This is a genomic window from Spirosoma pulveris, from assembly GCF_054781875.1.
On record NZ_BAAGTO010000002.1, the window covers coordinates 788,060 to 813,395 of the forward strand.

20 protein-coding genes and 1 riboswitch are annotated in these 25,336 nt (G+C 51.0%); of the genes, 10 read left to right on the forward strand and 10 right to left on the reverse strand.

Annotated features, from left to right (window positions below; genetic code table 11):
- Window positions 1-21: 21 nt before the first annotated feature.
- The 3 genes from ACYVJM_RS11420 to ACYVJM_RS11430 form a co-directional block, all read right to left on the reverse strand.
- Entirely contained in the window at window positions 22-3,327 is a 3,306-nt protein-coding gene (locus tag ACYVJM_RS11420; protein ID WP_461148353.1) for a SusC/RagA family TonB-linked outer membrane protein, read from the reverse strand.
- A 378-nt stretch (window positions 3,328-3,705) separates the two neighbouring features.
- Entirely contained in the window at window positions 3,706-4,485 is a 780-nt protein-coding gene (locus ACYVJM_RS11425; RefSeq protein WP_461148354.1) for a patatin-like phospholipase family protein, read from the reverse strand.
- Between the two features lie 101 nt (window positions 4,486-4,586).
- Window positions 4,587-5,447, reverse strand: a complete 861-nt coding sequence (locus tag ACYVJM_RS11430) for an MBL fold metallo-hydrolase (RefSeq protein ID WP_461148355.1) — start codon at window positions 5,445-5,447, stop codon at window positions 4,587-4,589.
- A 200-nt stretch (window positions 5,448-5,647) separates the two neighbouring features.
- On the opposite strand from ACYVJM_RS11430, the gene ACYVJM_RS11435 reads away from it, so the two are divergent.
- From ACYVJM_RS11435 to ACYVJM_RS11460, 6 genes are all read left to right on the forward strand, one after another.
- The gene (locus tag ACYVJM_RS11435; RefSeq protein ID WP_461148356.1) at window positions 5,648-6,523 is read left to right on the forward strand and encodes a helix-turn-helix domain-containing protein; all 876 of its coding nucleotides are present in this window, start codon (window positions 5,648-5,650) and stop codon (window positions 6,521-6,523) included.
- 88 nt (window positions 6,524-6,611) lie between these two features.
- Window positions 6,612-7,166, forward strand: a complete 555-nt coding sequence (locus tag ACYVJM_RS11440) for a carboxymuconolactone decarboxylase family protein (protein ID WP_461148357.1) — start codon at window positions 6,612-6,614, stop codon at window positions 7,164-7,166.
- Window positions 7,167-7,236: 70 nt separating this feature from the next.
- Window positions 7,237-7,836: a peroxiredoxin-like family protein gene (locus tag ACYVJM_RS11445; protein ID WP_461148358.1), complete on the forward strand. Its 600-nt coding sequence runs from the start codon at window positions 7,237-7,239 to the stop codon at window positions 7,834-7,836.
- 139 nt (window positions 7,837-7,975) lie between these two features.
- On the forward strand, window positions 7,976-8,713 hold the full coding sequence (locus ACYVJM_RS11450) for a cytochrome b/b6 domain-containing protein (RefSeq protein WP_461148359.1): 738 nt from the start codon (window positions 7,976-7,978) through the stop codon (window positions 8,711-8,713).
- A complete protein-coding gene (locus ACYVJM_RS11455) occupies window positions 8,710-9,510 on the forward strand; it encodes a molybdopterin-dependent oxidoreductase (protein WP_461148360.1) in 801 nt (266 codons plus the stop codon). Before ACYVJM_RS11450 ends, ACYVJM_RS11455 begins: the two co-directional genes overlap by 4 nt.
- An 82-nt stretch (window positions 9,511-9,592) precedes the next feature.
- Complete coding sequence (locus ACYVJM_RS11460; RefSeq protein WP_461148361.1) at window positions 9,593-10,321, forward strand: DUF1223 domain-containing protein; 729 nt, start codon at window positions 9,593-9,595, stop codon at window positions 10,319-10,321.
- Window positions 10,322-10,397: 76 nt separating this feature from the next.
- On the opposite strand, the gene ACYVJM_RS11465 is transcribed toward ACYVJM_RS11460, so the two are convergent.
- Window positions 10,398-12,776, reverse strand: coding sequence for a family 78 glycoside hydrolase catalytic domain (locus ACYVJM_RS11465; RefSeq protein WP_461148362.1), 2,379 nt, complete (start codon window positions 12,774-12,776; stop codon window positions 10,398-10,400).
- A gap of 232 nt (window positions 12,777-13,008) precedes the next feature.
- Between ACYVJM_RS11465 and ACYVJM_RS11470 the strand changes: the two genes are divergently transcribed.
- Together ACYVJM_RS11470 and ACYVJM_RS11475 are read left to right on the forward strand one after the other, a co-directional pair.
- The gene (locus ACYVJM_RS11470) at window positions 13,009-13,356 is read left to right on the forward strand and encodes a hypothetical protein (RefSeq protein ID WP_461148363.1); all 348 of its coding nucleotides are present in this window, start codon (window positions 13,009-13,011) and stop codon (window positions 13,354-13,356) included.
- Entirely contained in the window at window positions 13,247-13,894 is a 648-nt protein-coding gene (locus tag ACYVJM_RS11475) for an ATP-binding cassette domain-containing protein (protein ID WP_461148364.1), read from the forward strand. The genes ACYVJM_RS11470 and ACYVJM_RS11475 overlap by 110 nt, the downstream gene beginning before the upstream one ends.
- A gap of 91 nt (window positions 13,895-13,985) precedes the next feature.
- On the opposite strand, the gene ACYVJM_RS11480 is transcribed toward ACYVJM_RS11475, so the two are convergent.
- A complete protein-coding gene (locus tag ACYVJM_RS11480; protein WP_461148365.1) occupies window positions 13,986-14,906 on the reverse strand; it encodes a phospholipase A in 921 nt (306 codons plus the stop codon).
- A gap of 203 nt (window positions 14,907-15,109) precedes the next feature.
- Between ACYVJM_RS11480 and ACYVJM_RS11485 the strand changes: the two genes are divergently transcribed.
- Entirely contained in the window at window positions 15,110-16,588 is a 1,479-nt protein-coding gene (locus ACYVJM_RS11485; protein WP_461148366.1) for a xylulokinase, read from the forward strand.
- Between the two features lie 370 nt (window positions 16,589-16,958).
- On the forward strand, window positions 16,959-17,510 hold the full coding sequence (locus ACYVJM_RS11490; protein ID WP_461148367.1) for a fasciclin domain-containing protein: 552 nt from the start codon (window positions 16,959-16,961) through the stop codon (window positions 17,508-17,510).
- A gap of 88 nt (window positions 17,511-17,598) precedes the next feature.
- Here the strand turns inward: ACYVJM_RS11490 and metH are convergent, their stop codons facing one another.
- The 5 genes from metH to ACYVJM_RS11515 all read right to left on the reverse strand — a co-directional run bounded on the left by metH (window position 17,599) and on the right by ACYVJM_RS11515 (window position 25,231).
- A complete protein-coding gene (gene metH / locus ACYVJM_RS11495; RefSeq protein ID WP_461148368.1) occupies window positions 17,599-21,384 on the reverse strand; it encodes a methionine synthase in 3,786 nt (1,261 codons plus the stop codon).
- A gap of 105 nt (window positions 21,385-21,489) precedes the next feature.
- Window positions 21,490-21,597, reverse strand: a riboswitch (SAM riboswitch).
- A 72-nt stretch (window positions 21,598-21,669) separates the two neighbouring features.
- Window positions 21,670-22,032 carry an SxtJ family membrane protein gene (locus ACYVJM_RS11500; protein ID WP_461148369.1) on the reverse strand — a complete coding sequence of 121 codons (363 nt, stop codon included), beginning with the start codon at window positions 22,030-22,032 and terminating at the stop codon, window positions 21,670-21,672.
- A 3-nt stretch (window positions 22,033-22,035) separates the two neighbouring features.
- Window positions 22,036-22,185, reverse strand: a complete 150-nt coding sequence (locus tag ACYVJM_RS11505; RefSeq protein WP_179830237.1) for a DUF5989 family protein — start codon at window positions 22,183-22,185, stop codon at window positions 22,036-22,038.
- Between the two features lie 15 nt (window positions 22,186-22,200).
- Window positions 22,201-23,352 carry an SGNH/GDSL hydrolase family protein gene (locus tag ACYVJM_RS11510; protein ID WP_461148370.1) on the reverse strand — a complete coding sequence of 384 codons (1,152 nt, stop codon included), beginning with the start codon at window positions 23,350-23,352 and terminating at the stop codon, window positions 22,201-22,203.
- Window positions 23,353-23,368: 16 nt separating this feature from the next.
- Window positions 23,369-25,231, reverse strand: coding sequence for a carbamoyltransferase family protein (locus ACYVJM_RS11515; RefSeq protein ID WP_461148371.1), 1,863 nt, complete (start codon window positions 25,229-25,231; stop codon window positions 23,369-23,371).
- Between the last annotated feature and the right edge of the window lie 105 nt (window positions 25,232-25,336).

The following is a 25,336-nucleotide window of genomic DNA, read 5'->3' on the forward strand; positions in this document are numbered from 1 at the left end:
TCTGTATCTCCCTGACCGTAGTTAGAATGAAGCATTGAGGTTGATACCGAAACGACGGGTCGATGGCGAAGCGCCCAGGTCAAAGCCCTGAATGTTCGAATCGGCGAAGTTGGACAGTACTTCAGGGTCGAAGTTCAGTCCTTTCAGCATGTTCGGTGCATAGAACCACAGGTTACGACCCGATACGGACACCCGCATGCTGCCAAATACCTTAGCATAGCGCTTCAGGAAGGCCTTGGGTACGCTGTAGCCCAGCGATACTTCCCGCAGGCGCACGACTGTAGCGTCGTAGATGTTTACTTCGTCAGCACCGTAGGCGCCGTATCCATCCGTAAAGTGGTACTGGAAGGCCGACATAGCGATGGTGTTTTTTATTGGCTGACCATTATCACCTAACAGTGGCTTGTAGGTAGCCGGATCGCCCAGTACACCCGGAATTACCCGCATACCTTCGCGATCTTCGGAGTTCTTGAGCTGGCCACGCAGCAGCAGTGACGCTGCCGTGCTGGAGAACAGGCTACCACCGGCTTTGTAGTCCATCAATACGCTCAGCGAGAAGTTTTTGAAGTTTACGGTGTTGGTCCAGCCCACCTGGTATTTCGTGTTCGGGTCACCAATAATATCTGATTGTGCCGCCCGGATGGGAAGACCCGTGCTTGGGTTGATCAATAGGTTACCGGCATCGTCACGGGCGTTCTTTGAACCGATGATCTGGCCGTAAGGCAGACCATTCCGGAAAATGGTTCCCAGCGAGGAAAGGCCGGTACCACCAATGAAGATCTCGCCACCGGGACCAGCATCTTCCACTTTCGACTTAATTGTTGTGAAAGCGAAGTAAGACGTCCAGGTCAGGCCGTTGGACATCCGTAGCGGAACAAGCGTCAGGCCAACTTCCCACCCTTTGTTGGAGATTTTACCGGCGTTTGTTATTTCGGTAGCAAAACCTGACGTTCGGGGCAACTCCCGGGTAACGATCAGATCAGTCGATACACGATCAAAATAAGCCGCGTCAATACCAATCCGACTGTTGAAGAACTGAAGTTCTGTTCCTAACTCAACCTCAGACGTAAACTCAGGCTTCAAATTGATGTTGTTCAACTGGCTTGGTAAGTTGGCCGTTGAAATGGCGGTCCCATTGTAGAACGTACGGCCCAGATTGTAAGCCGTAAATACCTGATAAGGCGAAGCATCCTTACCCACTTTGGCGTAGTTAGCCCGTAATTTACCCAGGTTGATAATATTCTTCGGCAGATTCAGTACATCCGAGAATACAAACGAACCGGATACGGCCGGATAGTAGTAGCTGTTATTTTGGGCTGGCAATGTCGACGATTGGTCATTACGAACCGAAGCTGTCAGGAACAGGAAGTTACCATAACCCAGCGTCAACTCGCTGAAAATGCCGTACAACCGGCGCTGGCTCCGATAATCGGCCGCGTTCTGGTTTAGCGTACCGCCAATGGTCAGGATGTTCGGATCAATAACGGGTGCGCCACTAACCGCAGATTCGGTATAGGTCCGCTGGTTTGGGTTGAAACCAACCAGCAGTTTGGCATTGATCTTTTCTGAAAAATCGTGCTGTGCCGTAGCCAGAAAGGTGAAATCAATTTCTGTATTCGTCAAATCTGTCCGGGATACCGAGCCGAGCGGGGAAAATGAACCACCGGGACGGAGCACGTTTCTACGCGTTTCGGAGTAGGTGTTGATACCACCGCGAGCGGTAAAGTTCAACCAGGGTGTTACGTCGTAGCTCATCGTCATATTCCCGTAAACCCGGTTTACGCCAGAGTTGTAGAGGTTGTACTTGGCGGTCCAGAGCGGGTTGTCCAACGCCCGGTAAAATACGTTTGAGCCATCAACCGGGTTTTCGAACGGGTATCCGTTCAAGTCAAAGTTACGGGGTAGATAAAATAAACGGCTGTAGATAGAGCCAGCAGAAGCCAGCCCGCCGTAGTCAGCGTAATAACCAGCGCCCGACTGTGGACTTTGCTGATTGGTGTTCGTATAGGCTACGCTACCGGCTACGTTGACATTGTTGCTAAGCGTGGCATTGCCACCGAAGCTCAGGGTAGTACGATCCGTGAACGAGTTTGGGATAATACCCTCGTTTCGGGTCCTCGAGACCGATGCGTTCAGCGATGTCTTATCGCCGGTGGAGGTAATCTGAATGCCGTTCTCCATCACTTTACCCGTTTTGAAGAAGCCGCCGATGATGTCGTGAGGAACAAGTGGTACGGGAATACCCCGGCCGTTTGCCTGTAGCAATTCAGGGAAAGCCGTCTGGTAACGGGCAGCGCCGTAAGGAACCGTTGCGTCGACCAGCGGGTGAGGGACGGTACCCGCCGGATAATCCGGATCAACTACTTTAGAATACCGCTCAAAACCCAGACCGGCATTAATGCGGTCAACTTCCGATGGGAAAACGGTACCCCAGTTTCCAATAAATCCACCGTTATAGGTCTGGTTAGAACCCTGGGTATAGGTGTTCTGGTAATCGGGAACCGTTGATACGTTTTCAACTGAATATGAAGAATTGAAATTGATTTCAAGACCCTTACGTGCTGATTTGCTACCCGATTTGGTCGTGATCACGATAACGCCGTTAGCGGCCCGTGAGCCGTACAGAGCCGATGCAGCCGCACCTTTCAGTACGGTCATCGCTTCGATGTTGTTCGGATCGATGTCGTAAGCCCGGTTTGTCGTTACCGTGTTTGTGTTATACCCCTGGCTACCGTTTTGGGGCGTGTTGACCGAGTTATCGAAGGGAATACCATCCACAACGAACAGCGGTTGGTTGTTTCCTGTAAATGAGTTGTTACCCCGGATGGTAATCCGTGTACCCGCACCGGGGGCTCCGTTACCGGCCGTGATGTTCACGCCCGGCACTTTACCCGATAGCGCCCGCAGTGGATCGGGCTCCGAGCGTTGCTGAAGCACATCACCTTTCACATTGGAGACGGCATAGGCAAGTGCTTTCTTATCGCGTTGCTGGCCTAAAGCCGTTACAACCACTTCACCCAGTTGCTTGGCATCATTCGCCAGTTTAACGTCAATAACGGTACGGTTACCGATTTCTATTTCCTGCGTTGCCGAACCGACAAAACTGAACACCAGTGTTCCGCCTTTTGCCGGAGCGTTTATTGAATATGAACCATTTGCGTCGGTATTGGTACCTCTGGCTAAACCTTTCAGTACAACAGATACACCCGGTAAAGGTGTACCATCTTCGGCGGCTGTAACCTTACCTTTAATCGTTCGCTCCTGAGCCCATGCCGGAAGCCAAAATGAGCACACCAGAAGGAAGCTCATCAGTAAAATTTTCCTCATAAATACGTCTGTTTAGTAAGTTAAGAAATGAGTACTTTCAACAAAAGTATACCAAGTATCACATTTATCAAAATTTTACTTAACAGCCAATGACCAAGACATAAATAACAAATAGTGTTTTTATATCAGAATAATATTTTGTTTTATACTTCTCTAATCGGCTATATGCAACATTAAAATTATGTTAAACGAACGTAATTATACTTAAACAAATAGAATAGTGGAACCAGCGTATAGCCAATGAATCGAGTTATTGGGCCCACTAATTGTGGCTGATTTCAAATCAATCATTAGAACTTTATATTTTTTCGTCAAACACTTCAAACAAAAAATGCCAAACGAGTGAGTTTGGCATTCTTGATCTTCCTCCGGTATACTCTACAAGGTTTCCAGCGTCGGCTTATCTAAAGCTTTTCCAATCTCGGCGGCCATAGACCGTGTATACTGATACCCGATTCGGAACAACTCGCGGGATTTACTAATATCTGTCGTTGTATACTGCGCCAGTTGGGGCGGCTCAATGAGCACATTACACTTGGCAAACCGGTCCCTCGTTTTACTCTGCACAGCCAGCACCAGGCTTCGCTCAATAACCCCACGCATCGACGTAATTGGCTTACGAGGCCCCAGTACGTTGCAGTGCGAACCAATCAGGAAGTCCACTTTGTGCTCAATCACATCAACGGGTAAGTTGTTGAGTACGCCCCCGTCGACAAACTGCCGCTTATGAATAAGCATAGGTTCAAAAATACCGGGCAAACAACAAGAGGCCAGAACCGGCCGGATTAGCTCACCCGTTTCAAAAACGACCTGCTCCCCGGCGTTTAAATCAACGGCAACCACATGCAGCGGAATCGTCAATCCTTCGAACGTATCGTGTGGAATGTATTTCTTGTAAAGTTCAACCACGTTATCCAGCCGCAGCAAGCCCATACGGTTCCAGGCGGGCCGAAGATGACGCATAAACGAAGAGGATTCGATGATTTTCAGGCTTTCATCGGGCGTGTAGCCCTGGGCCAGCAGCGCACCGGCAATGGCCCCGGCGCTGGTCCCGGCAAGCTGGTCGAACTGTATACCCATTTCCTGAAGGGCTTTGATAATACCCAGATGGGCAATACCTCGCGCTCCTCCCCCTGATAAGATTAATCCTATTTTCATAAGTCAACGACTGGATAAACAACAACAACCGGTTTGATAACGGTACGTCTACTGGTTTGGTTTGTACCACGGGTTTCCACGGCAACGGCCGGCCGGCCGCACTAGAGCAGCTCCGCCAGAGTCCCTTTATCTTTTACCCGGATTCCTTTTTCAGTGCGTTCAACCGTAGCCGCTTCGTGAACGGGGTCATGATCAAAAACCAGCAACCAGTCTTCATCCACAGCCCGGTTGAGAAAGTGCGTTTTCTCATCCATCGTCAGCAGTGGCCGGACGTCGTAGCCCATCACATAAGGAACGGGCACGTGGGCGACCGATGGGATCAGATCTGCGCAAAATACGACGGTGCGCGGCTGACCCGTACTCCCTGTAAGTTGAAGCAACGGCAGCGTCATCTTCTCGGTATGCCCATCCATATACAGTAACTCAACACCCGGCAAATTCAAACCCTCCTGATCTATAAAACGAAGCTGTCCATTCGCCTGCAAGGGCATAAAGTTCTCGCGCAGGTACGTGGCCCGCTCGCGGGGATTGGGGTTCGTGGCCCAATCCCACTGCCCGCTATGACTCCAGTAGGCGGCCTGCGAAAAGGTCGCTTCGAGCGTTGTACGACCCGCATCGGCATACCGGACGGCCCCGCCCGCGTGGTCGAAATGCAGGTGAGTCAGCAAGACATCGGTAACGTCATTCACGGAGTAACCGGCCTGTTCAACGGCGCCGGTCAGGGTTTTCCCGTTGGGCAGATCATAAAATCCAAAAAATTTAGCGTCCTGCTTATCCCCCGTACCCGTATCGACGAGCATGAGCCGGTTACCGTTTTCAACGAGTAAACAGCGCAAGGCCCAGTCGCAAAGGTTACGGTCATCGGCAGGGCATTGTTTATGCCAGATGGTTTTGGGCACAACGCCGAACATAGCCCCACCGTCTAATTTGAAAGGGCCAATATCAATGGGTTTGATGGTCATATACGAGATTTTTGGCAAGTTATACTTTTCCGTTTATTGCCGAAAAACGCATTCCTTCCCGTAAGCCTGTCGCTTACTCCGTGCAGGGTTCACCGACTGGCATAAGCCCGGAATACGTTGACGGTCAGCTTTCTGAACCGAGCCGTTCGTTTGGTTACTTTTTGGCAAAAAAATACGTTCAACAGCTAATTTACGACTGTATGTTCTATAGCTACCACGAACCTAAGACAGAAGGCACGCTAAATCTTATCTGCCAGGAAGCCGCCTTCGGACGACAGTTTTTCAAGGAGCGTCATAATCTGCTGCTGACCATTGTCTGGAATACCGGCAGTGATCAAACGGTTACGATCGACGGTATTGATTTCCGCTTTCCTTCGCAAACGATACTGCCACTGATGATAAATCAAACCGTTCGCTTTGAATGCCCTGCCGATCTGGTGGCCTGGCAGTTCGATCGGGCGTTTTATTGTATTGTTGATCATGACAAAGAAGTATCCTGCGTTGGGTTTCTGTTCTACGGCACCAAAGGCCCGCTTTTTCTTCGTCTGGACGAGAGTGAGCAGCCTAAATTCAACGCCTTGCTAACCGTTTTTTATGATGAGTTCTCGGCCCACGATTCGATTCAGGGCGAGATGCTCAGAATGCTGGTCAAACGTCTGATCATTAAACTTACGCGGCTGGCTAAAGAGCAGTACCTTGACCCGGAGCTGAGCGAGAAAGACCTCGACATCGTCCGCCGGTTCAATCTGCTGGTCGAAGTACATTATCGCCGGTTGCACGCCGTTAGCGATTATGCTGATCTGATGAATAAATCGCCCAAGACGCTGTCTAACCTGTTTGGGCTTTATAATCAGAAGAGTCCGCTACAGGTTATTCATGAGCGGATAACCCTGGAAGCCAAACGGTTACTGCTCTATACGGATAAGTCGACCAAGGAAATTGCCTTTGAGCTGGGTTTTGACGAAGTACCGCACTTCAGTCGTTTTTTTAAGAAGCAGGCTGGCTTACCGCCATCGGAGTTTAAAGACAAGATCGAAAGCAACCTGGCGGCTTACCCGCTGGTCGGGAAGAATTGATAACAGGGCGGGCAGTTCGGTCATTTCCAGGCGCGTTTTAATACAGCACCTTTGTCTGGTCAAAACGATAAACAAAAACGACACGAACATGGCCACCTTCACAGTACCAACCCGCGATCAGGTTTCAGCACAAAACCAGCAATTATTTGATAATTTACAGAAAGGACTCGGCTTTGTTCCGAACTTATACGCCACATTCGGCCTGTCGGACAATGGACTAGGCGCTTACCTGGCGTTCCAGCAAAGCCAGACCAAAGGGGCATTCAGAGCCAAAGAGCGGGAAGCTATCAATCTGGTGGTGTCGCAGGCCAACAATTGTGTGTATTGCCTGGCCGCCCACACAGCCCTGGGTAAAATGAACGGCTTCTCCGACGATCAGATTCTGCAGCTCCGTGCGGGCTATGCCGATTTCGATCCTAAACTCGATGCCCTGGTGAAACTTGCCAAAGCCATTACCGAAACCAAAGGCCATCCGGCTACTGATCTGGTTGACGCCTATATCGCGGCTGGCTATGCCCAAAGCAGCGTTGTGGACCTTATTCTGATGGTTGGCGACAAGATCATCTCGAATTACCTCCACAGCCTCACCCAGATCCCCGTCGATTTTCCGGCGGCCCCGGTTCTGGAAACTGTTGAGGCTTAGCGGTCAGTACGAATCCGGCTGGTAGTTATATCCAGCCGGTTATCAATCACCAACCAAAAGCCCAACCGCCATGCAGTCTATTTTTTCTGTGGCCATAGCCACCTTTCTGTTTGCCTTTACCGTGGCAGATACCATTCCCCAAAAGCCGGAAGACATTAGCCCCCTGCTGATTGGAGAAACGATTCCGGATGTACACTTGCAATCTGTTGATGGGAAGTCGGTTTCCCTATCAGGCGAAGTAGCCAGAAAACCAACGGTTCTGGTTTTTTACCGGGGTGGCTGGTGCCCTTATTGCAGCCGCCAATTAGCCGAACTACGCTTACTCGAACCCGATCTGGCTAAAATGGGGTATCAGCTTATTGCCGTCAGTACCGACAGCCCCGCCAGCCTAAAAAGCACCCTCGACAAAACGGAGCTTACATATACCCTGCTGTCCGACGCGGATGTGACGGCGGCCAAAGCGTTTGGCATCGCCTTTAAAGCACCTGTCTCCTACAGTTCAACCCTGGAAAAAGGCAGCGGTGGCAAGAACATCGAAAAACTGTTGCCGGTACCCGCCGTCTTCCTGCTAAATCAACAGGGCGTTATTAAGTTTGAGTACATTAACCCCAACTTTAAAGAGCGAATGTCGGCTAAATTGCTGAAAGCCGCAGCCGAAGCATCGCTCTAACGTATGTTTACCACATGAACAGTCGGAGAAACAGAGTCCTTTTTTACGACAAAGACCGAAGAAGGAATCGAACTTCCCGGATTATTCGTTATATAATTGCCTGACGCAATCAACCTTTCACTCTCCCAAGCCTTATCACATGAAACGAATTGTTCACAAACACCCGCTGGCCATCCGGTGGTTTCACTGGATCAACTTCCCGGTTCTGTTCGTTATGATCTGGAGCGGGCTGCTGATTTACTGGGCGTATGACCCTTACAAAATCACCATTGGCAGTTATACCCTCGTTTCGTTCTTCCCGGATGGATTTTATAAATCCCTGGGCGTCCCGCGCCGACTGGCCGAAGGCATGGCCTGGCACTGGGTGTTCATGTGGCTGTTCATGCTGAACGGTCTGGCATACGTGATTTATACGTTTGCCTCCGGCGAATGGCGACATCTGGTTCCCAACCGAAATTCGTTTCGCGAAGCGATTCAGGTAACGCTTTATGATCTGGGGCTCCGCAAAACCCAGCCGCCTTTTATCAAATACAATGGCGCGCAGAAAATTGCGTATTTCTCCATTATGCTCATGGGTGTTGGCTCCATACTGACGGGGTTCGCGATCTACAAGCCTACCCAATTTTCGTGGCTGACAACCTTATTAGGTGGCTACAAGGCCGCCCGGCTGGAACATTTTGTGCTGACCGTTGGCTATGTGCTCTTTTTCTTTGTTCACATTGGTCAGGTAATCCGGGCGGGCTGGAATAACTTTCAGTCGATGGTAACGGGCTTTGAGGTTATCAAACCAAACGACCCCGAACGGCCATCGGTCACTCCCGACCCCATCAGCGAACCCGTAGAACCCACTCCAACGCCTACCCCAACACTCGTATGAGCCAGTCAACAGAACCCAAACTCCCGGAAAGCGACATCCCGGAATCGGCCGTCCGCCGGAAATTACTGCAATCCTTTGGCTTGTTTGCCCTGGCGGCTGCCGTACCCGTTGGTGTATACGAGTGGATCACGCACAGCCCCAAGCTACGGGGCATAAAGAAACCGTTTCGGGAGGTGCTCGACGCCAATGAGCAGGTGGCCCGGACGTATTTCAGCAACACCCATCTGGTGCGGACATTTCCGGTCGAAGAAGCCGAAAAGAAAGCCCGCGTCAACGGGTATGATGGCATTCAAACGCCCGTTCCCGAAGACTGGAAACTCCAGATCGACCGCTCCAATGCCGAACCGCTGATGTTATCTATCGACGACATTAAAGCCCTGCCGAAGCACGAAATCGTGTACGAATTCAAGTGTATTGAAGGCTGGAGCCAGGTACAGCACTGGGGTGGTGCCCGCCTGTCCGATTTCCTGGAACACTATAAACTCGGCAGCAAAAGCGGCAACGCACCGACGCCGGATAACACCAGCGACCTATATAAGTACGTCGGTATGGAAACACCCGACAAAGGGTATTACGTAGGAATCGACATCGAAAGCGCCATGCACCCGCAAACGCTGCTGGCTTACGAACTGAACGGCCAACCCATCAACGCGCCCCATGGCGCACCCCTACGGCTGATTATCCCGGTTAAATACGGCGTTAAAAACCTCAAACGCATCGGTCGGATGTTCTTCTCCGACCAGCGCCCACCCGATTTCTGGGCCGAGCGGGGGTATGATTATTATGTGGGGTTGTAATACCGACCGTCCCGGTCGGGTGCGTATGTAAGCAAAGATACAGCCGACCGGGACGGTCGGTAGTACATCAACCAAAATCGTTATGAACTCCCTCCTTCTTTTTCTGACTTTAGTCGGTACCGGGCTACTCAAAAGCCCTGTGAAACCGGCATCGCAACCCGTTGTGGTGCTGGAGCTGTTCACCTCGCAGGGCTGCTCCAGCTGTCCACCCGCCGACCGGGCGTTACAGGCTATAACCCAGCAGGCGGTACGCTCCGGGCAAAAGGTGTATGGCCTGTCGTTCCATGTCGATTACTGGAATCGGCTGGGTTGGCAGGACCCGTTCAGCAACAAACTCTTCACCGACCGCCAGCGCCAGTACGACCGGGCTTTAAACAGCCAGACCTATACTCCCCAGTTGGTGATCAACGGACGGCAGGATGTCATTGGCGGGCAGAAAGGTAAAATTGAACAAGCCATTCAGACGATTCAGCAACAGCCAGCCTCGGCGTTTGTGGGTGTCGATGGCAGCGTCTCCCAGGATACAAAGCAATTAACGGTTCGCTACGCGTTATCAGCCGCCGGTCCCTACCGCGTCAATGTGGCACTGGTTCAGAAAGAGGCCCGTACGGATGTAAGAAATGGCGAGAACGGCGGTCGAACGCTGGTCAACACCAACGTGGTACGGCAATTTAAAACCATCGACAAGGCCGAACAAGCAGGCAGCGTGACCCTTCCCCTGCCCACCGGCCTGACCAGCGATCAGACAGCGGTGCTGGTGTACGTTCAGCGAACCGACAACGGACAGATCGTTGGGGCCAAACAGTTGTAAAATAAGCGTGCTTGGTAGATGGGCGCCCCAGTTCTAAATCGTGGCACCCATCCACCGGGAACACACAACGAAGCAACTATAAACTTACCGTCTGTTTCCCAGCCTTCAACGGCATTGATTTCCCTTTCCAGCGTAGCGTGCCCGTCAAGTTCGCGGGTAGTGTCACAGTACCCATTAGTCCACCGGTTGCTGTTTTTTGGAACTGCACGGCAATCTCGCCCAGCGGGTGTGGCATTTTCCCGTCAACGCTGGTCAGATCCCCCATGTATGGCTCAACGCGTACCGATTTGAAGCCCGGCTCGGCAGTTCGAATGCCGCAGGTGGTAGACAAGAACTCATAAAGGGGTGAGGCACTCCAGGCATGACAGTCGGAGCGAGTGGGTTCCGGATTTTCGGCGAAGGTGGTCAGGCCCATTGCCAGCATGTCGCGCCAGGGTTTGAGCTGAGCCACGAACAGATCGCCAAGACCCGTTTTTTTAAGCGCTTCGAACAGATAAAATTTAAAGTAAAAAGTAGCCTGTGTCAGGGTGGTATCGGTCATGGTTTTCTGCAACAAGGCCGCTTGTTGGGCAGCCGGAACGGCATCAGTCAACACCCCCAGAATGTTGGCGTGCTGGCTGAAGGACGTTTTTTCCGGTGTGTCGGCAAATAGCCCGCGTCCGGCATCCCAGCATTGGGCAAAAACCGCTTTGTTCAGCTTCCGGCCCATCTCGCGGTAATGTTCAGCCCGTTCGTTTTGTCCGTAATGGGCCAGCAAATCGCCCGCCCGAAAATAGGTGTAGGCCTGTTGCAGTGACAAGATGCTCGACCCGCCTTTCCGTGCCCCGGCCGGTACACCACCACTGGTTTCCTCTTTCGCATTTTTCCAGGCCGACCAGTCTACAAAATTCCACCACTCCAGCGGCCCGTTGAGGCCCGTTTTGGCAATACGCTGCTCGTGCCAGTTCAGTACGCCCAGAATACCGGGCAACCTCGATTTGATAAACTCGTCGTCCTGCCGATGCATCCAGTAATCATGGACCATGCAAACCCAGAACAGCGAAAACGTAGGAATAACCTGAAAATCGGCCGATGGGTACCGGCTCTGCGTCAGGCCATCGTTGAACCGACTATGGTCGTAATCCATAATAGCTTTGCGCATCAGCCGATCGTCGCCCGTAACGTAAAGCGAAATCATGGATTGGATACGCGTATCGCCGGTGTATTGCAACTGCTCGTAATAGGGACAGTCGTAATACGTTTCGCCCGCGCAGAGCCGGGCCGTTCGCCAGCCCACGTTCCAGATGGCTTTCAGGGTGGTATCGCTGGCGGCAAACTGCGCTTTTTCCTGAAACGGATAGCCCGTAAACTGCCCCAGTAAATCCTCCAGCACCAGCGGCTCGTCTTTCGTTTCGACCGTTAATTGCAGATACCGGTACGTTCTGAACCAGAGCGGGCGGAAGGTTCGTTTAGCGGTGCCATCGGCCACAAACTGATCTTCAAAACCAAGCATTGTCCGTCCCTCTACGTCGTTACGATTGCCTTTCTGATTTTTAGCATCGATCAGGGCTTCTGCATAGGCCAGCGTAATGGTGCCACCTTTGCCCTGGCTTACAGTCAGTTCAGGATAGGCATTTGTCAAATGACCCTGATCGAGCAGGAAAACGGCTTTGGTGTTGGCGGCAACAGTAACCGGCGCTTTGCCCTGCAAAAAGGCATTGTTCATCGTTCCGTTTACCACCCGCCGAACAGTGGCCAACCGAACGGTTCCTTCCTCCATCATGGGAATGGTACGCGGCACCAACTGCCAGTTGCCGTCCGTGCCGAATCCACGGGGTTTGGTGCCAAAGTTGAGTGGTTTAGCCGACACCCAGGCTCTATCATCAAAGTTGGGCTGCTCCCAGCCCCAGGGGTATTTGGCGGCATCGACCCGGTCGCCATCACCGGCAACGATGTATGTTCTCAGCTTTGGAATATCGTTTTTGATGGGGGAGTAAGCGGTATTCTGGTAGATTTTCCAACTGGCATCGGTATTGGCTATTTTTTCCAGGTCGCCATCGCCCTGCATCAGGAAGCCAAGCTGGTAGCTCATCTGGGCAAAGGGTGCTCCTTCACCCATGTACCAGACCTGCGCGGCCAGCACATTGCGCCCCGCCTGTAAGTATGGCGCCAGATCGAGGGTTTCATAATTCCAGTTCTGGGTATCGCTGCGGGCGGGTCCCATAGCAACGGATTTACCATTCACGAACAGCCGGTAGCGGTTATCGGCCGAGACATGCACCACGAAACGAGCGGGTTTCTGCGCCAGCTCAATGGCTTTTCGAACGTGATAGATGCCATATTGGCGGGCCGGTGCCGTTGGGTGCAGAATCCAACGGGCGGGCCAGTATTGATTGGTCCAGTCGGGCGTGGGTGTTTGAGCAAAGGTCGTTACCGACGATAGGACAATAAAGAGCAGAACTCGAAACCAGGTCATAGAAAAAGAGGGCTTGGAAATAGCGCTGCAAGTTAAGTTTTCTATACCTTTTCTGAGGTCAAGGCGGTGGAAATAGTGTTGGATCAGACTGACAACTCCGGCTGGAAAACAAACTTTTTAGGTGATTCTGTCCGAAAATGTGGTGATTTCAGACATTTTGACGATAAACAAGTATATAATTTATCGAAAAATGGTTTCATTAGACAAATAATTCTAACCGCATCCAACTACCGTGATTCAGAAACTATCCAACCGCTTACGTTTTTTGGATTCACTCATCCGCAAACGGGCCACTGGCTCACCGAAGGAGCTCGCCCAACGCTTGGGTATTACCGAACGTGCCTGGTACAAAATCCGTGACGAATTAATTAACGATCTCAACCTGCCCCTCGCCTACGACCCGGTTCGCAAAACGTATTACTATACCGAAGAGGGTCAATTTATCTTCGGGTTTCAGCGAAAGCTAACGAATGATGATATGGAAAAGCTGGAAGGGGGGCGAAGTCATCGGTATCGTTGGCGAAACGGGTTCGGGCAAAAGCATGCTGCTTCAAATTCTTCAGAAGTTTTACCAGCCTGAGCAGGCAGATCAAATCAGCGTTCAGTTCGATACGCCTACGGGAAAAAGCCAGCTTAACTGGTCAGACATCGCCATTACCAACTGGCGTACCTGGGTTGGTTGTGTGCCTCAGCCGATCAAGATTTTCAACGGCACCTTACTGGACAATATCTGTCTGGGTAATTCTATGGAAGAAGCCGAAGCCGTGGTGCAATTTTGCCAGGCATTCGGCTTTCACGACTACTTCATGAAGCTGCCCCAAAACTACCTGACGCTGGTGGGCGAAGAAGGTATAAATCTATCAGGCGGTCAGCAACAGTTAGTTGGACTGGCGCGGGCACTGTTCCGGCGTCCACAGTTGTTATTGGTCGATGAAGCGACCTCAGCACTGGACCGCCAGACGGAGCAGTTTGTATTAATGCTGTTTGAGCGCATCAAGCATGAGCTGGCCATCATTATGGTCACGCACCGCAGCCAGTCCGTTCAGGTTGCCGACCGGGTTTACGTGATGGAAAACGGTGTTCTTCAAGTAACCAGCGATGCGACGACGGTAGCTTGATTGAAAGGGTTGTGGAATGGAAGGACATACGCCATATCTCCAAGATATGGCGTATGTCCTTCCATTCCACAACCCTTTTAGTTTTACTCCCTCACAACCAGTCGACCAAAGACACCGCCAACCCGATGGTCGTTTGTTTATGGTTATAGTCGATGAGGGTTTCGCCGTAGCCGTGCAGGATCTGGAGGTCGCCCCGCAGGTTGCCCGTTACGGGAAACGTCCAGTCGAACTGAACCTGCCCCCGGTTTTTAGCCCCGCCCCGTAGCGAATGACTACCCACGACCGAAAACAGGTGACGGCCTGTTCGATAAATGACCGTGGCATCGGCCCGGCCAATGTAGTCGGCCACGGCCGGGTTTTCATCTTCGCTATCCGGAAGCCGAAACCACGGACGAAGCAAAACGACCCATTTGCCGCGTTCAAAACCAGCCTGCGCAATAATACGGTTCCAGCTTCGGGAAAGTGGTAAGGCACGCCCGTTAGACTGGTGGTTGAAGGAGATGCCCAGCATCCGGGTTTTAAAGCCCAGGAACGAGAAATTTGTGGCAAAATTCAGGATCACTTCGGGTTCGTAGTTAGTCTCCCGGAATGGCCTCGAAAACGTCGTGTTATAAATCTGCCAGTGCGACTTTTGTGTATAGCCAACCCATAGATCGCCATGCTTCCCGAAAATGCCCTGAATTATTTTGACCTTCAGGCTCAGTTGGAAACGGGCTTCGTACTTACCCAGCGGAATGTTGAACGGATAATTATAAACTGGATTTTCACTGACCGGTTGCTCATTCGGGTCGCTCGACCAACGCCCGGCCGTGACGTAAAGCGGTTTGTAGGCCGTGACCAGAAAAGTGCCTTTCTGCGTAGTCGAGTCGAGTTCCCAGCGGTCGGATAAAGACCGGAAAACCTGTTTTTTTGTGAAAATTGGGTCGGCATCGGTCTGTGCCCATGCCGCCGGAGCCATTAAACCAAGGGAAAAAAGTGCGCTACAAAAACAACGTATACGTTTGTGCTTCATAGGATTTGGTCAGTGAATGTTGGTTGAGGCACCTTTACACCTTTCAATGCGAAGTGATTTCCAGCTACTAACCTCTAAATCAGGGCTGATGTTTATCGGGGTGATTGTTGATCGTCTGTCGGCATTATAGGCAACATTTACTTTGCTCATTTATCGCCTTCCCGTTGTACTTTCGTACTGTAATTCCTAATTCTGGTAACCACATGTATTTTATTGGATTCGACCTCGGCAGTTCGTCGGTCAAAGCGTGTTTAGTGGATGCCGATAGCGGTAAAGCTATTGCATCGGCTTTTTTTCCGGAAACGGAAATGGTCATTGAATCTCCTCAAGCCGGCTTTGCCGAACAACAGCCGGAGAACTGGTGGAAAAATGCCTGCCTGGCCAGTAAGGCAGTTATCCAAAAAGCCAACGTTCAGCCATCAGACATCAAGGCCATCGGTATATCTTACCAGATGCACGGTCTGGTCGTTGTCGACAAGGCGTTTAATGTCCTGCGCCCCTCCATTATCTGGTGCGACAGCCGGGCTGTTCCCTACGGAAACAAAGCCTTCGACGCGCTCGGCCACGACCGCACGCTGCACCACCTGCTCAACTCACCCGGCAATTTCACAGCCGCCAAACTGGCCTGGGTGAAAGCCAACGAGCCGGATGTGTATGCACAGGTCGACAAGTTTATGCTTCCCGGCGATTATCTGGCTGCCCGCATGACCGGCGACATCGTCACAACGGCATCGGGTTTATCGGAAGGCGCTTTCTGGGATTTTCAGAACAACGAACCGGCGCAGTTTCTGCTGGATTACTTTGGTTTCGATGCGTCGCTGATCCCTACCATTAAGCCAACATTCGCCCCGCAAGGCGAACTGACCGCAGCGGCAGCGGCCGAACTGGGTCTTTCAGCCGGCACACCCGTTACGTATCGCGCTGGCGATCAACCCAACAACGCGCTGTCATTGAACGTACTGGAGCCGGGTCAGATAGCCGCTACGGCGGGCACCTCGGGTGTGGTATATGGCGTGAGCGATCAGGCCAGCTACGACCCTCAGTCGCGGGTAAACACATTTCTGCACGTGAGTCATACCGTCGAAGCGCCCCGCTATGGGGTTTTGCTGTGCGTAAACGGCACTGGTATTTTGAATAGCTGGCTGCGGAATCAGATGCTGCAACGGTCGGTGAGTTACCCCGATATGAACGTGCTGGCCCACGAAGCCCCAGTGGGTGCCGACGGACTGATTTGCCTGCCCTTTGGCAACGGAGCCGAACGTATGCTCGAAAATGCTGATTTGGGAGCCTCGTTCCACGGCCTGCAACTAACCCGGCATGGTCTGCCGCACATGATTCGAGCCGCTCAGGAGGGCATTGTTTTTGCGCTCTACTACGGCATTCAGGTTATGGAAAGCGTAGGTGTAGGGCTGCAAACCATTCGCGCCGGAGAAGCCAATATGTTCTTAAGTCCGCTCTTCCGCGATACACTAGCCAACCTGACAGGTGCCACTATCGAGCTTTATAATACAGACGGTGCACAGGGCGCTGCCCGTGGCGCTGGATTAGGGCTGGGCTTCTACAAAAATGCACAGGAGGCCTTTGCCGGGTTGCACGTAACCAAAACCATCGAACCCGACATGCGGGCACAGGAAGGGTATCGAGATGCCTATCAGCGCTGGCTGACAGTTCTGAAGAGCTAGTCAAATAGCGAAATTGCATTGATTAATTTTCATATAAAAAATGCGGAGTATCGACTACTATTTTTTGGTCGATACTCCGCATTTTTTATATGAAAAAAGTAAACTTTATAAATAAAAAAGATTTATCAGGTCGAAAAAATCCGCTATTCTCCTGAAACATTTTTGTTAATCAATTATAGTTAATTGATCATAAACAAATTATCATACATCGGCAACAATTCCGACATAAATCATTGATTAACAGATCATTAAAAATATTTTCAATTAATATAAATCCAAACATCCTCACCTGTCCGTAAGTCTTCATGTTGTCGACAAACACAGTATTACATTCAATACACATTTCAACCAGTCAAAAAAAAATAACGACATGAAAACGCTTAAATTAATTTTCTCAATTGTTGCTTTATCGGCTATTAGCCAGGTTTCATTTGCTCAGGAAAAAACGGTAACCGTTGGTGGTGCTCCGATGTATCCTTCTAAAAATATTATCGAGAATGCGGTGAATTCTAAGGACCATACCACACTCGTAGCCGCAGTTAAAGCTGCCGGCCTGGTTGAGACGCTATCTGGTCCCGGTCCTTTCACGGTCTTCGCTCCTACAAACAAAGCCTTCGATAAACTGCCAAAAGGCACTGTCGAAACACTGGTGAAACCAGAAAACAAACAGACACTGACGGGCATCCTGACCTACCACGTTGTAGCCGGCAAAATGAGCGCTGCCGACCTGATGAAAGCCATCAAAGACGGCGGTGGTAAAGCTACACTGAACACCGTTTCGGGTGGTACACTGACGGCCATGCAGAAAGGCAAAAAGATTGAACTGATGGACGCTAAAGGAGGCACCTCAACGGTCACCATCGCTGACGTAAACCAGTCGAACGGCGTGATTCACGTCATCGACACGGTGTTGATGCCCTGATTAGTCGCTCTGATTTACTCAACACAGAAATGCCCGGCCAAACGGTCGGGCATTTCTGTGTTAAAGCTTACCAATGTTTACAGGAGCCCTACGCATCATAACTCAGTACGGGGCTTAGCCATTTTTCTATTTCCTCCACCGGCATATCTTTCCGCTGGGCGTAATCCAGAATCTGATCTTTATTGATCTTGCCAAGCGCAAAGTATTTCGACTCTGGGTGCGAAAAGTAGAATCCACTCACCGACGAAGCCGGGTACATGGCGTAACTTTCCGTTAGTTCAATATTAATTTTATTGGCATCCAGCAAGTTGAACAACGTACCTTTTTCGGTGTGGTCAGGGCAAGCCGGGTAGCCCGGCGCGGGCCGGATTCCCTGGTACGCTTCTTTAACCAGTTGCTCATTTGACAGATTTTCGTTGACGGCATACGGCCAGAACTCTTTCCGAACGCGCTCGTGCATCCGCTCGGCAAAGGCTTCGGCCAGGCGGTCGGCGAGTGCTTTAACCATGATGCTGTTATAGTCATCGTGGTCGCGTTCGTATTTTTCCAGCAGCGTTTCGATACCAATACCCGCCGTTACGGCAAAGCCGCCAATGTAATCTTCCCGGCCACTATCCAGCGGAGCAATGAAATCCGACAGGCAGAAATTAGGTAAACCGGGCGCTTTCTGGTTCTGCTGACGCAGGAAATGGAGCACCGTTTTGGTATCGTAAATCAACTCCCCAGCCGGGCTAACGGCCGTTTGGGATTGAGCCTTACTGATTTTGTACTCGATATGCTGGTGAGAGCCGTGGCGTTCGCAGGCGGTTTCGCGGACATGTTCTTCAAAATCGTGAAGCAGCACATCGTCGTCGGCCGAGTTGGCGGGGAAGAAGCCCACCACAGCTTTCGCTTTGAGCAGTTTCTTGTCAACGATTTCCTGCAACAGTCGATTGGCGTCATCGAACAATTGTTTGGCTTCTTTACCCACTACCGCATCCTCGAAAATGGCAGGATATTTACCGTGCAACTGCCAAGTCTGAAAAAAGGGCGTCCAGTCGATGTAGTCAACCAGTTCGGCAATTGAATAATCGTCAAAATATCGGTTACCGAGGAAGGTCGGTTTCGTTGGCACAAAGGTGCTCCAGTCGATCTTCGTCCGGTTATCACGGGCCTGTGTAATTGTTAGACTGGCTTTTTCTTTCTGCCGTTTGGTGTGCTCCTCCCGCAGCTTGACGTATTCGGCTTTTATGTCCGTGAAGATTTTCTCCTTTGTTCCATCCGTTTCGCTCACAAGCCGACCGGCTACAGGTACGCTTCGGCTGGCATCCAGCACGTGAACAACGGGTCCGGAGTAGTGAGGATCAATTTTAACGGCGGTGTGAATCCGTGAGGTGGTGGCCCCGCCAATGAGCAATGGAAGCTTGAAACCCTGGCGTTCCATTTCTTTGGCCACGCCAACCATTTCGTCCAGCGACGGGGTAATCAGGCCACTGAGGCCGATGATATCGACATTATGCTCCCGGGCGGCATCCAGAATTTTCTGGGTAGGCACCATGACACCGAGGTCAATGATCTCGTAATTATTACAGCCCAGCACCACACCAACAATGTTTTTGCCAATGTCGTGTACGTCGCCCTTAACGGTAGCCAGCAGGATTTTGCCGGCATTGGATGAACCGGTTCCAGATTTCTCCGCTTCGATAAACGGCGTTAGGTAAGCCACCGCTTTTTTCATAACACGGGCCGATTTTACCACCTGAGGCAGGAACATTTTACCCGCGCCGAACAAATCACCAACCACGTTCATGCCGTCCATGAGCGGGCCTTCGATCACGTGTAAAGGGCGTTCCACCTGCTGGCGAATCTCTTCTACATCCTGGTCAATATAATCGGTAATTCCTTTGATCAGCGCGTGTTTGAGCCGTTCGCGAACGGGTTCGAGCCGCCAGCTTTCATCCTGAACAATGGCTTTGCCCTTCGCTTTTACGGTTTCGGCAAATTCAACCAGGCGTTCGGTGGCGTCGTCACGCCGGTTGAGGAGCACATCCTCGCAGCGTTCCAGCAAATCTTTGGGAATGCTGTCATATACCTCCAACTGTCCGGCATTCACGATACCCATGTCCAGACCCGCCCGGATGGCGTGGTACAGAAATGCGGAGTGCATAGCTTCGCGTACAACATCATTGCCCCGGAAGCTGAACGAAATGTTCGACACACCACCACTCACTTTGGCCAGCGGCAGGTTTTGCTTGATCCAGCGCGTGGCATTAATGAAATCGACGGCGTAGTTATTGTGTTCTTCGATACCCGTAGCAACAGTCAGAATGTTGGGATCGAAGATAATATCCTGCGGGGCGAACTGGACTTTATCGACCAGAATCCGGTAGGCGCGTTCACAAATCTGGATACGCCGTTCGTAGGAATCGGCCTGTCCGCTTTCGTCGAAGGCCATGACGACCGCAGCGGCCCCGTAGCGTTTCACCAGATTGGCCCGTTCAATGAATGCCTCCTCCCCTTCTTTTAGTGAAATGGAATTGACAATGGCTTTCCCCTGCACGCACTTTAAGCCAGCTTCGATAACCTCCCATTTGGACGAGTCGACCATGATGGGCACACGGGCAATGTCAGGTTCGGCAGCAATCAGATTCAGAAAGGTTTTCATAGCCTCCACCGAATCCAGCATGCCTTCGTCCATGTTGATATCAATCACCTGCGCGCCCCCTTCTACCTGCCCACGGGCAATGCTCAAAGCTTCGTCGAAATTACCTTCTTTGATGAGTCGGGCAAATTTCTTGGAGCCCGTTACATTGGTACGTTCGCCAACGTTCAGGAAGTTGGTTTGCTCTGTTATTTTCAGTGGTTCCAGACCACTTAATTTCTGATATGGCTCGGGCTGGGGTAACTGACGGGGCGGGTATTTGGCAGCCACATCAGCAATGGCCCGAATGTGATCGGGTGTAGAGCCGCAACAGCCCCCAACAATGTTAACAAAGCTACTTTTAACGAAGTCCTCAATCTGCAACGCCATCATATCCGGCGTTTCGTCGTATTCACCAAACTCGTTGGGCAAACCCGCGTTCGGGTAAGCCGACGTGAAAAAAGGCGCTTCTTTGGCAAGTGTCTGAATGTACGGCCGCATCAACTGGGCACCCAGTGCGCAGTTCAACCCAACACTCAGCAGCGGCAGGTGCGAAACGGAATATAAAAATGCTTCTGTCGTCTGCCCCGACAAAGTCCGACCGCTGGCATCCGTAATGGTGCCGGAGATCATGATCGGGAGAACGGTCTTCTGAGGGTTAAGATTGAAATACTTGTCAATAGCGAACATAGCCGCCTTGGCATTGAGCGTATCGAAAATGGTTTCGACCAGCAGCAGGTCTGCCCCACCGTCGACCAGCCCGCTTACCTGCTCGTAATAGGCGTTCACCAGTTCGTCGAAGGTAACGGCGCGATAGGCCGGGTTATTTACATCCGGCGACAGAGAAGCGGTACGGTTGGTTGGGCCCATGGCACCAGCTACAAAGCGCGGCTTGTCGGGATTTTGGCGCGTGATTTCATCGGCCGCTTCCCTGGCAATCCGGGCCGACTCGTAGTTCAGTTCGTAGGCCAGGTCCTCCATTCGGTAATCGGCCATGGCGATGGACGTACCGCTGAAGGTATTGGTTTCGATGATATCGGCACCCGCTTCCAGGTATTGTTTGTGTATGGCCTGAATAATTTCGGGCTTTGTCAGCGACAGCAAATCGTTGTTGCCTTTCAGGTCGTGCGGCCAATCGCGGAATCGCTCACCCCGATAGTCGGCATCAGTCAGGTTATACCGTTGAATCATCGTACCCATCGCCCCATCGAGGACGAGGATGCGTTCGTGAAGAAGTTCGTATATCGTTTTCAAAGGCATTGTTGCAACGCGTACTTGTTGGAAACCAACAACGGGCGCACTAAAAAAAGTCCAAAAAGCAAAACAGCTTATTCGCAGAAAGGCAGAAAGCACAAGGCTACCTTATCTATCCCACCGGTTGGCGGGAGGAAATTGGCACCATTCCCCTGGGTAGGTTGGTTGCCAAGACATCATCGGGTCCGTTCCCTCCGTCTTTCTGGATAAGTAGTGACAAAATTAAGCAAAAAATGGGTGCCCCGGCAAGCGCGGCACCCAAAATGAGTGTACGAGGCAATGTGATTACCACATCTGTTCCAAATCCTCTTTTGTGTACAGATGATTGCGCTCGTTGTAGAACGACTTCTCGTCTGTGCGTTTGATAGCCAGCGGATTTTTTGCTGTCATGCGGTACAAAACAGCAATGGGAAAGAGAAACACAAAGAATAAGACCGACAGAATAATTTTACCATTGATATTCCCCAGCACCTCGGCCAGTTTAAACCACGCCTTTACGATGAAATCGCCTGCCACCGGAACGGCCAGGCTCAGCACGCCCACTGCCGCAGCCGCATATAGCCACCAGGGGGATTTAAAGATAAAATAGAGCACCACAAGCCCGGTTACAATAACCAGTTGAGCCTTCACTTTTTCGGTAATATCCATACATTAGAACAGAGTATAAATAAACGGAGCAACGGCCGATCCACCGCCAATGACGATCAGAACACCAATGAGAAGCAGTAAAACGATCATGGGGGCCAGCCACCATTTCTTGCGCTGCTTCATAAATCGAAAAATGTCCTGTAAGAATTCCATACGTTTTGTTTGAGTTTAATTGTCAGTAAAAGTTAGCTGAGCACGCTGATTAGATTGGATTAGCCTGAACAAAGCGTCACCTACCCGCTGGTTTACAATCGGGCTGGCGTGTCCGTCGTTACGCCCCACTACCCGATCGCCCATGGGGAGGTCAAGCATGAGCTTTCCGGCGTCCAGCATCGGCACCTGATTCAATTGAAAAAAGTTAACCACTGGTTTAACATACTCAGCTGTTTGTTCGATGTTGTGCGAAAACGGAAACATTACAACGTACAATTGAGCATTGTTGCTTTTGGCGTACGTAATAAACTGGTTCAGGTCGCTCAGGTGATCGTTGATAATGACTGGCGTTCCGTAGGCTTTCCGGGCATACACATCGAACGGAGCAAAATTACCGTGGGGAAACTGCCAGTACAGGTAATTCAATAGATACGACTTGATGAACAGCGATTGCACAGGCCGGGGCAGATCGGAATAGGGCCGAAAACCGATGGGTATTACGCCATGATCAGCCGCGACTTTTTCAATATCGTTCGGAAAATACTGCAAAACCAGGATGTCGGGCTTTTTTCCGAATTTCACCAGACGGGCGTACTCATCCCGCGTATCGGAGCCGGAAATACCCAAATTATACGTCACGTACTGACTGGCACCAAGCTTTTTGGCCAGCACATTACCAAACCGTTCGTCGGCCGATTTCAGGCCGTGTCCGGCAGTAAAGGAATCGCCAACGACAAGGACTTTCTTTTTACCCAGTGTATCCATTTTCGGCGTATCGCGGTAATCGCCCGTCATAGGTGGCCAGTAACGTTCAAACCAGATTTTAGAGGCCAGTGTAAGACCGCCCTCCTGACTTTGGGCAATGAACATAAACACCATCTCCACAAAGATCAGTACCACAATGCTTGGCACCAGCAGCGTGGCTATATTACCAAGCAGTTTTGGCGGAGTTGAATTTTTGACAACGCCATAATAATAGACCCTCAGCAGTTCAATGATCAGTAACAGAAAGAGACAGCATCTGGCGAGCCGGACGAGTATGTTATCGAACAGGCCCTTGTGCGGATAGTCGAAAATAACCCCGAAATGATCGCCGTATAAAACAATGAACGTTAGAAATCCGAGTAGAAGCAGACGAACGACACTGGAAAAGAGCTTTGATTGCATTAATAGTGGCCGTTCATTAATCTAAAACAAATTCTTCTTTCCAGTTGTCTTTCTCCTGCCATTCGGGTTGTTTGCGTTTGTCGAACAGGTAGTTGCCAACGGCCAGATAGTCCATTTCGGTACGCATGAAGCAACGATACGCATCATCTGGCGTACAAACGATGGGTTCGCCACGCACATTGAAGCTGGTATTGACAATAACACCGTAGCCCGTTAGCTGCTTGAACGCGTCGATTAACTGATGATAACGCGGGTTGGTATCTTTATGAACCGTTTGAATGCGGGCCGAATAATCGATGTGCGTAATGGAGGGCAGATCGGAACGCTGGTAATACAATTTCTCCCGAAGCGGAAAGCTGGCATAATTGGCCGGTACGGGTGTTCGTCGTTTCTGCGCTACCGGATGAACGAGCAGCATATACGGTGAAATACCGTCATAATCGAAGTACTCCGCGCAATCTTCGGCCAGCACCGAAGGGGCAAACGGCCGGAACGATTCGCGGTATTTGATTTTCAGGTTCAGCTTTTTCTGCATCTCAGCATTACGTGGATCGCCCAGAATGCTGCGGCCACCCAATGCCCGTGGGCCGAACTCCATTTGTCCCTGCACCCAGCCCAGCACGTTGCCTTCGGCTAGTAGTTTGGCGGCATCCCGACTCAGTCCGGCAAAGTCGGTGTAATGAGTGGCTACGGCTTTATATTTTTTCGCCATCAGTTCTACATCCAGGTCCGAGAAGGTTGGCCCCAGATAAGAACCCCGCATGGCATCGCGCTCGGTGGTTACGACCCGCTCTTTACCAAAATAGATATGGTAGGCAGCCAGAGCCGCGCCCAACGCACCACCGGCATCACCGGCGGCCGGTTGAATAAAAATGTTCTTGAAAAGGCCTGCTGCCTGAAGCTTTCCGTTCGATACGCAATTCAGAGCCACACCGCCCGCCAGTACCAGCGCATCGGCATTGGTGAGTCGTTTGGCTTCTTTGGCCATGTTCAGCACCACCTCTTCAGTCAGGTATTGAATGGCCAGACCCAAGTTACAATGTTGGGGTAATAACTCGTCTTCCGGCTGGCGCTTGGGAAACCCGAATAGTTTGGCCCATTTGCCTTCGTTCACCATTTTCAGGCCCGTAGCATAGTCGAAATAGTCCTGGTTGAGCCAGATCGAACCGTCGGGCCGAAGGTCGGCCAGCGTTTCTTTGATGGTGTTCATGTAGCGGACCACATCGGGCGAGTGAGGGTCGCCATAGGGAGCAAGGCCCATGAGTTTATACTCCCCCGAATTAACACGAAATCCCAGGAAATAGGTAAATGCCGAATAAAGCAGGCCCAGGGAGTGCGGAAACCGCATTTCCTTCAGAATAGAGATGTTTTTCCCTTCACCAAGGCCAATAGATGCCGTGGCCCATTCGCCCACTCCATCGATGGTCAGAATAGCAGCCCGCTCGAAAGGGGATGGGTAAAATGCACTGGCCCCGTGCGAAAGATGGTGTTCAGGGAAAAGGATCTTAACCTTACTGGCTGACTTATAACCGAGCTTCTCCAGTTCCTCCCGAATCAGCCGTTTCAGAAACAATTTCTCTTTGAGCCAAACGGGGATCGACATTAAAAACGACCGTAATCCCTGTGGGGCAAATGCGTAGTAGGTTTCGAGCAATCGCTCAAACTTAAGTAAAGGTTTGTCGTAAAAGACAATAGCGTCGAGTTTATTCAGGTCTGCCCCGCTGTATTGAAGGCAGTATTTTATTGCCTCGGCCGGAAAACCGGGGTCGTGTTTTTTACGTGTAAACCGCTCTTCCTGCGCAGCGGCAATAATTTTCCCGTCTTCAATTAAAGCTGCCGCTGAGTCGTGATAAAAAGCAGATATGCCTAATATGGTCATGAACTATAGTACTTCAGATTGCGTCAAAAGTAACGTTATTTTCATAAGTCATAACATAGTAGTTGACGCTTTCTACCCAACGGCTTAACTCTAATACTTATTTAA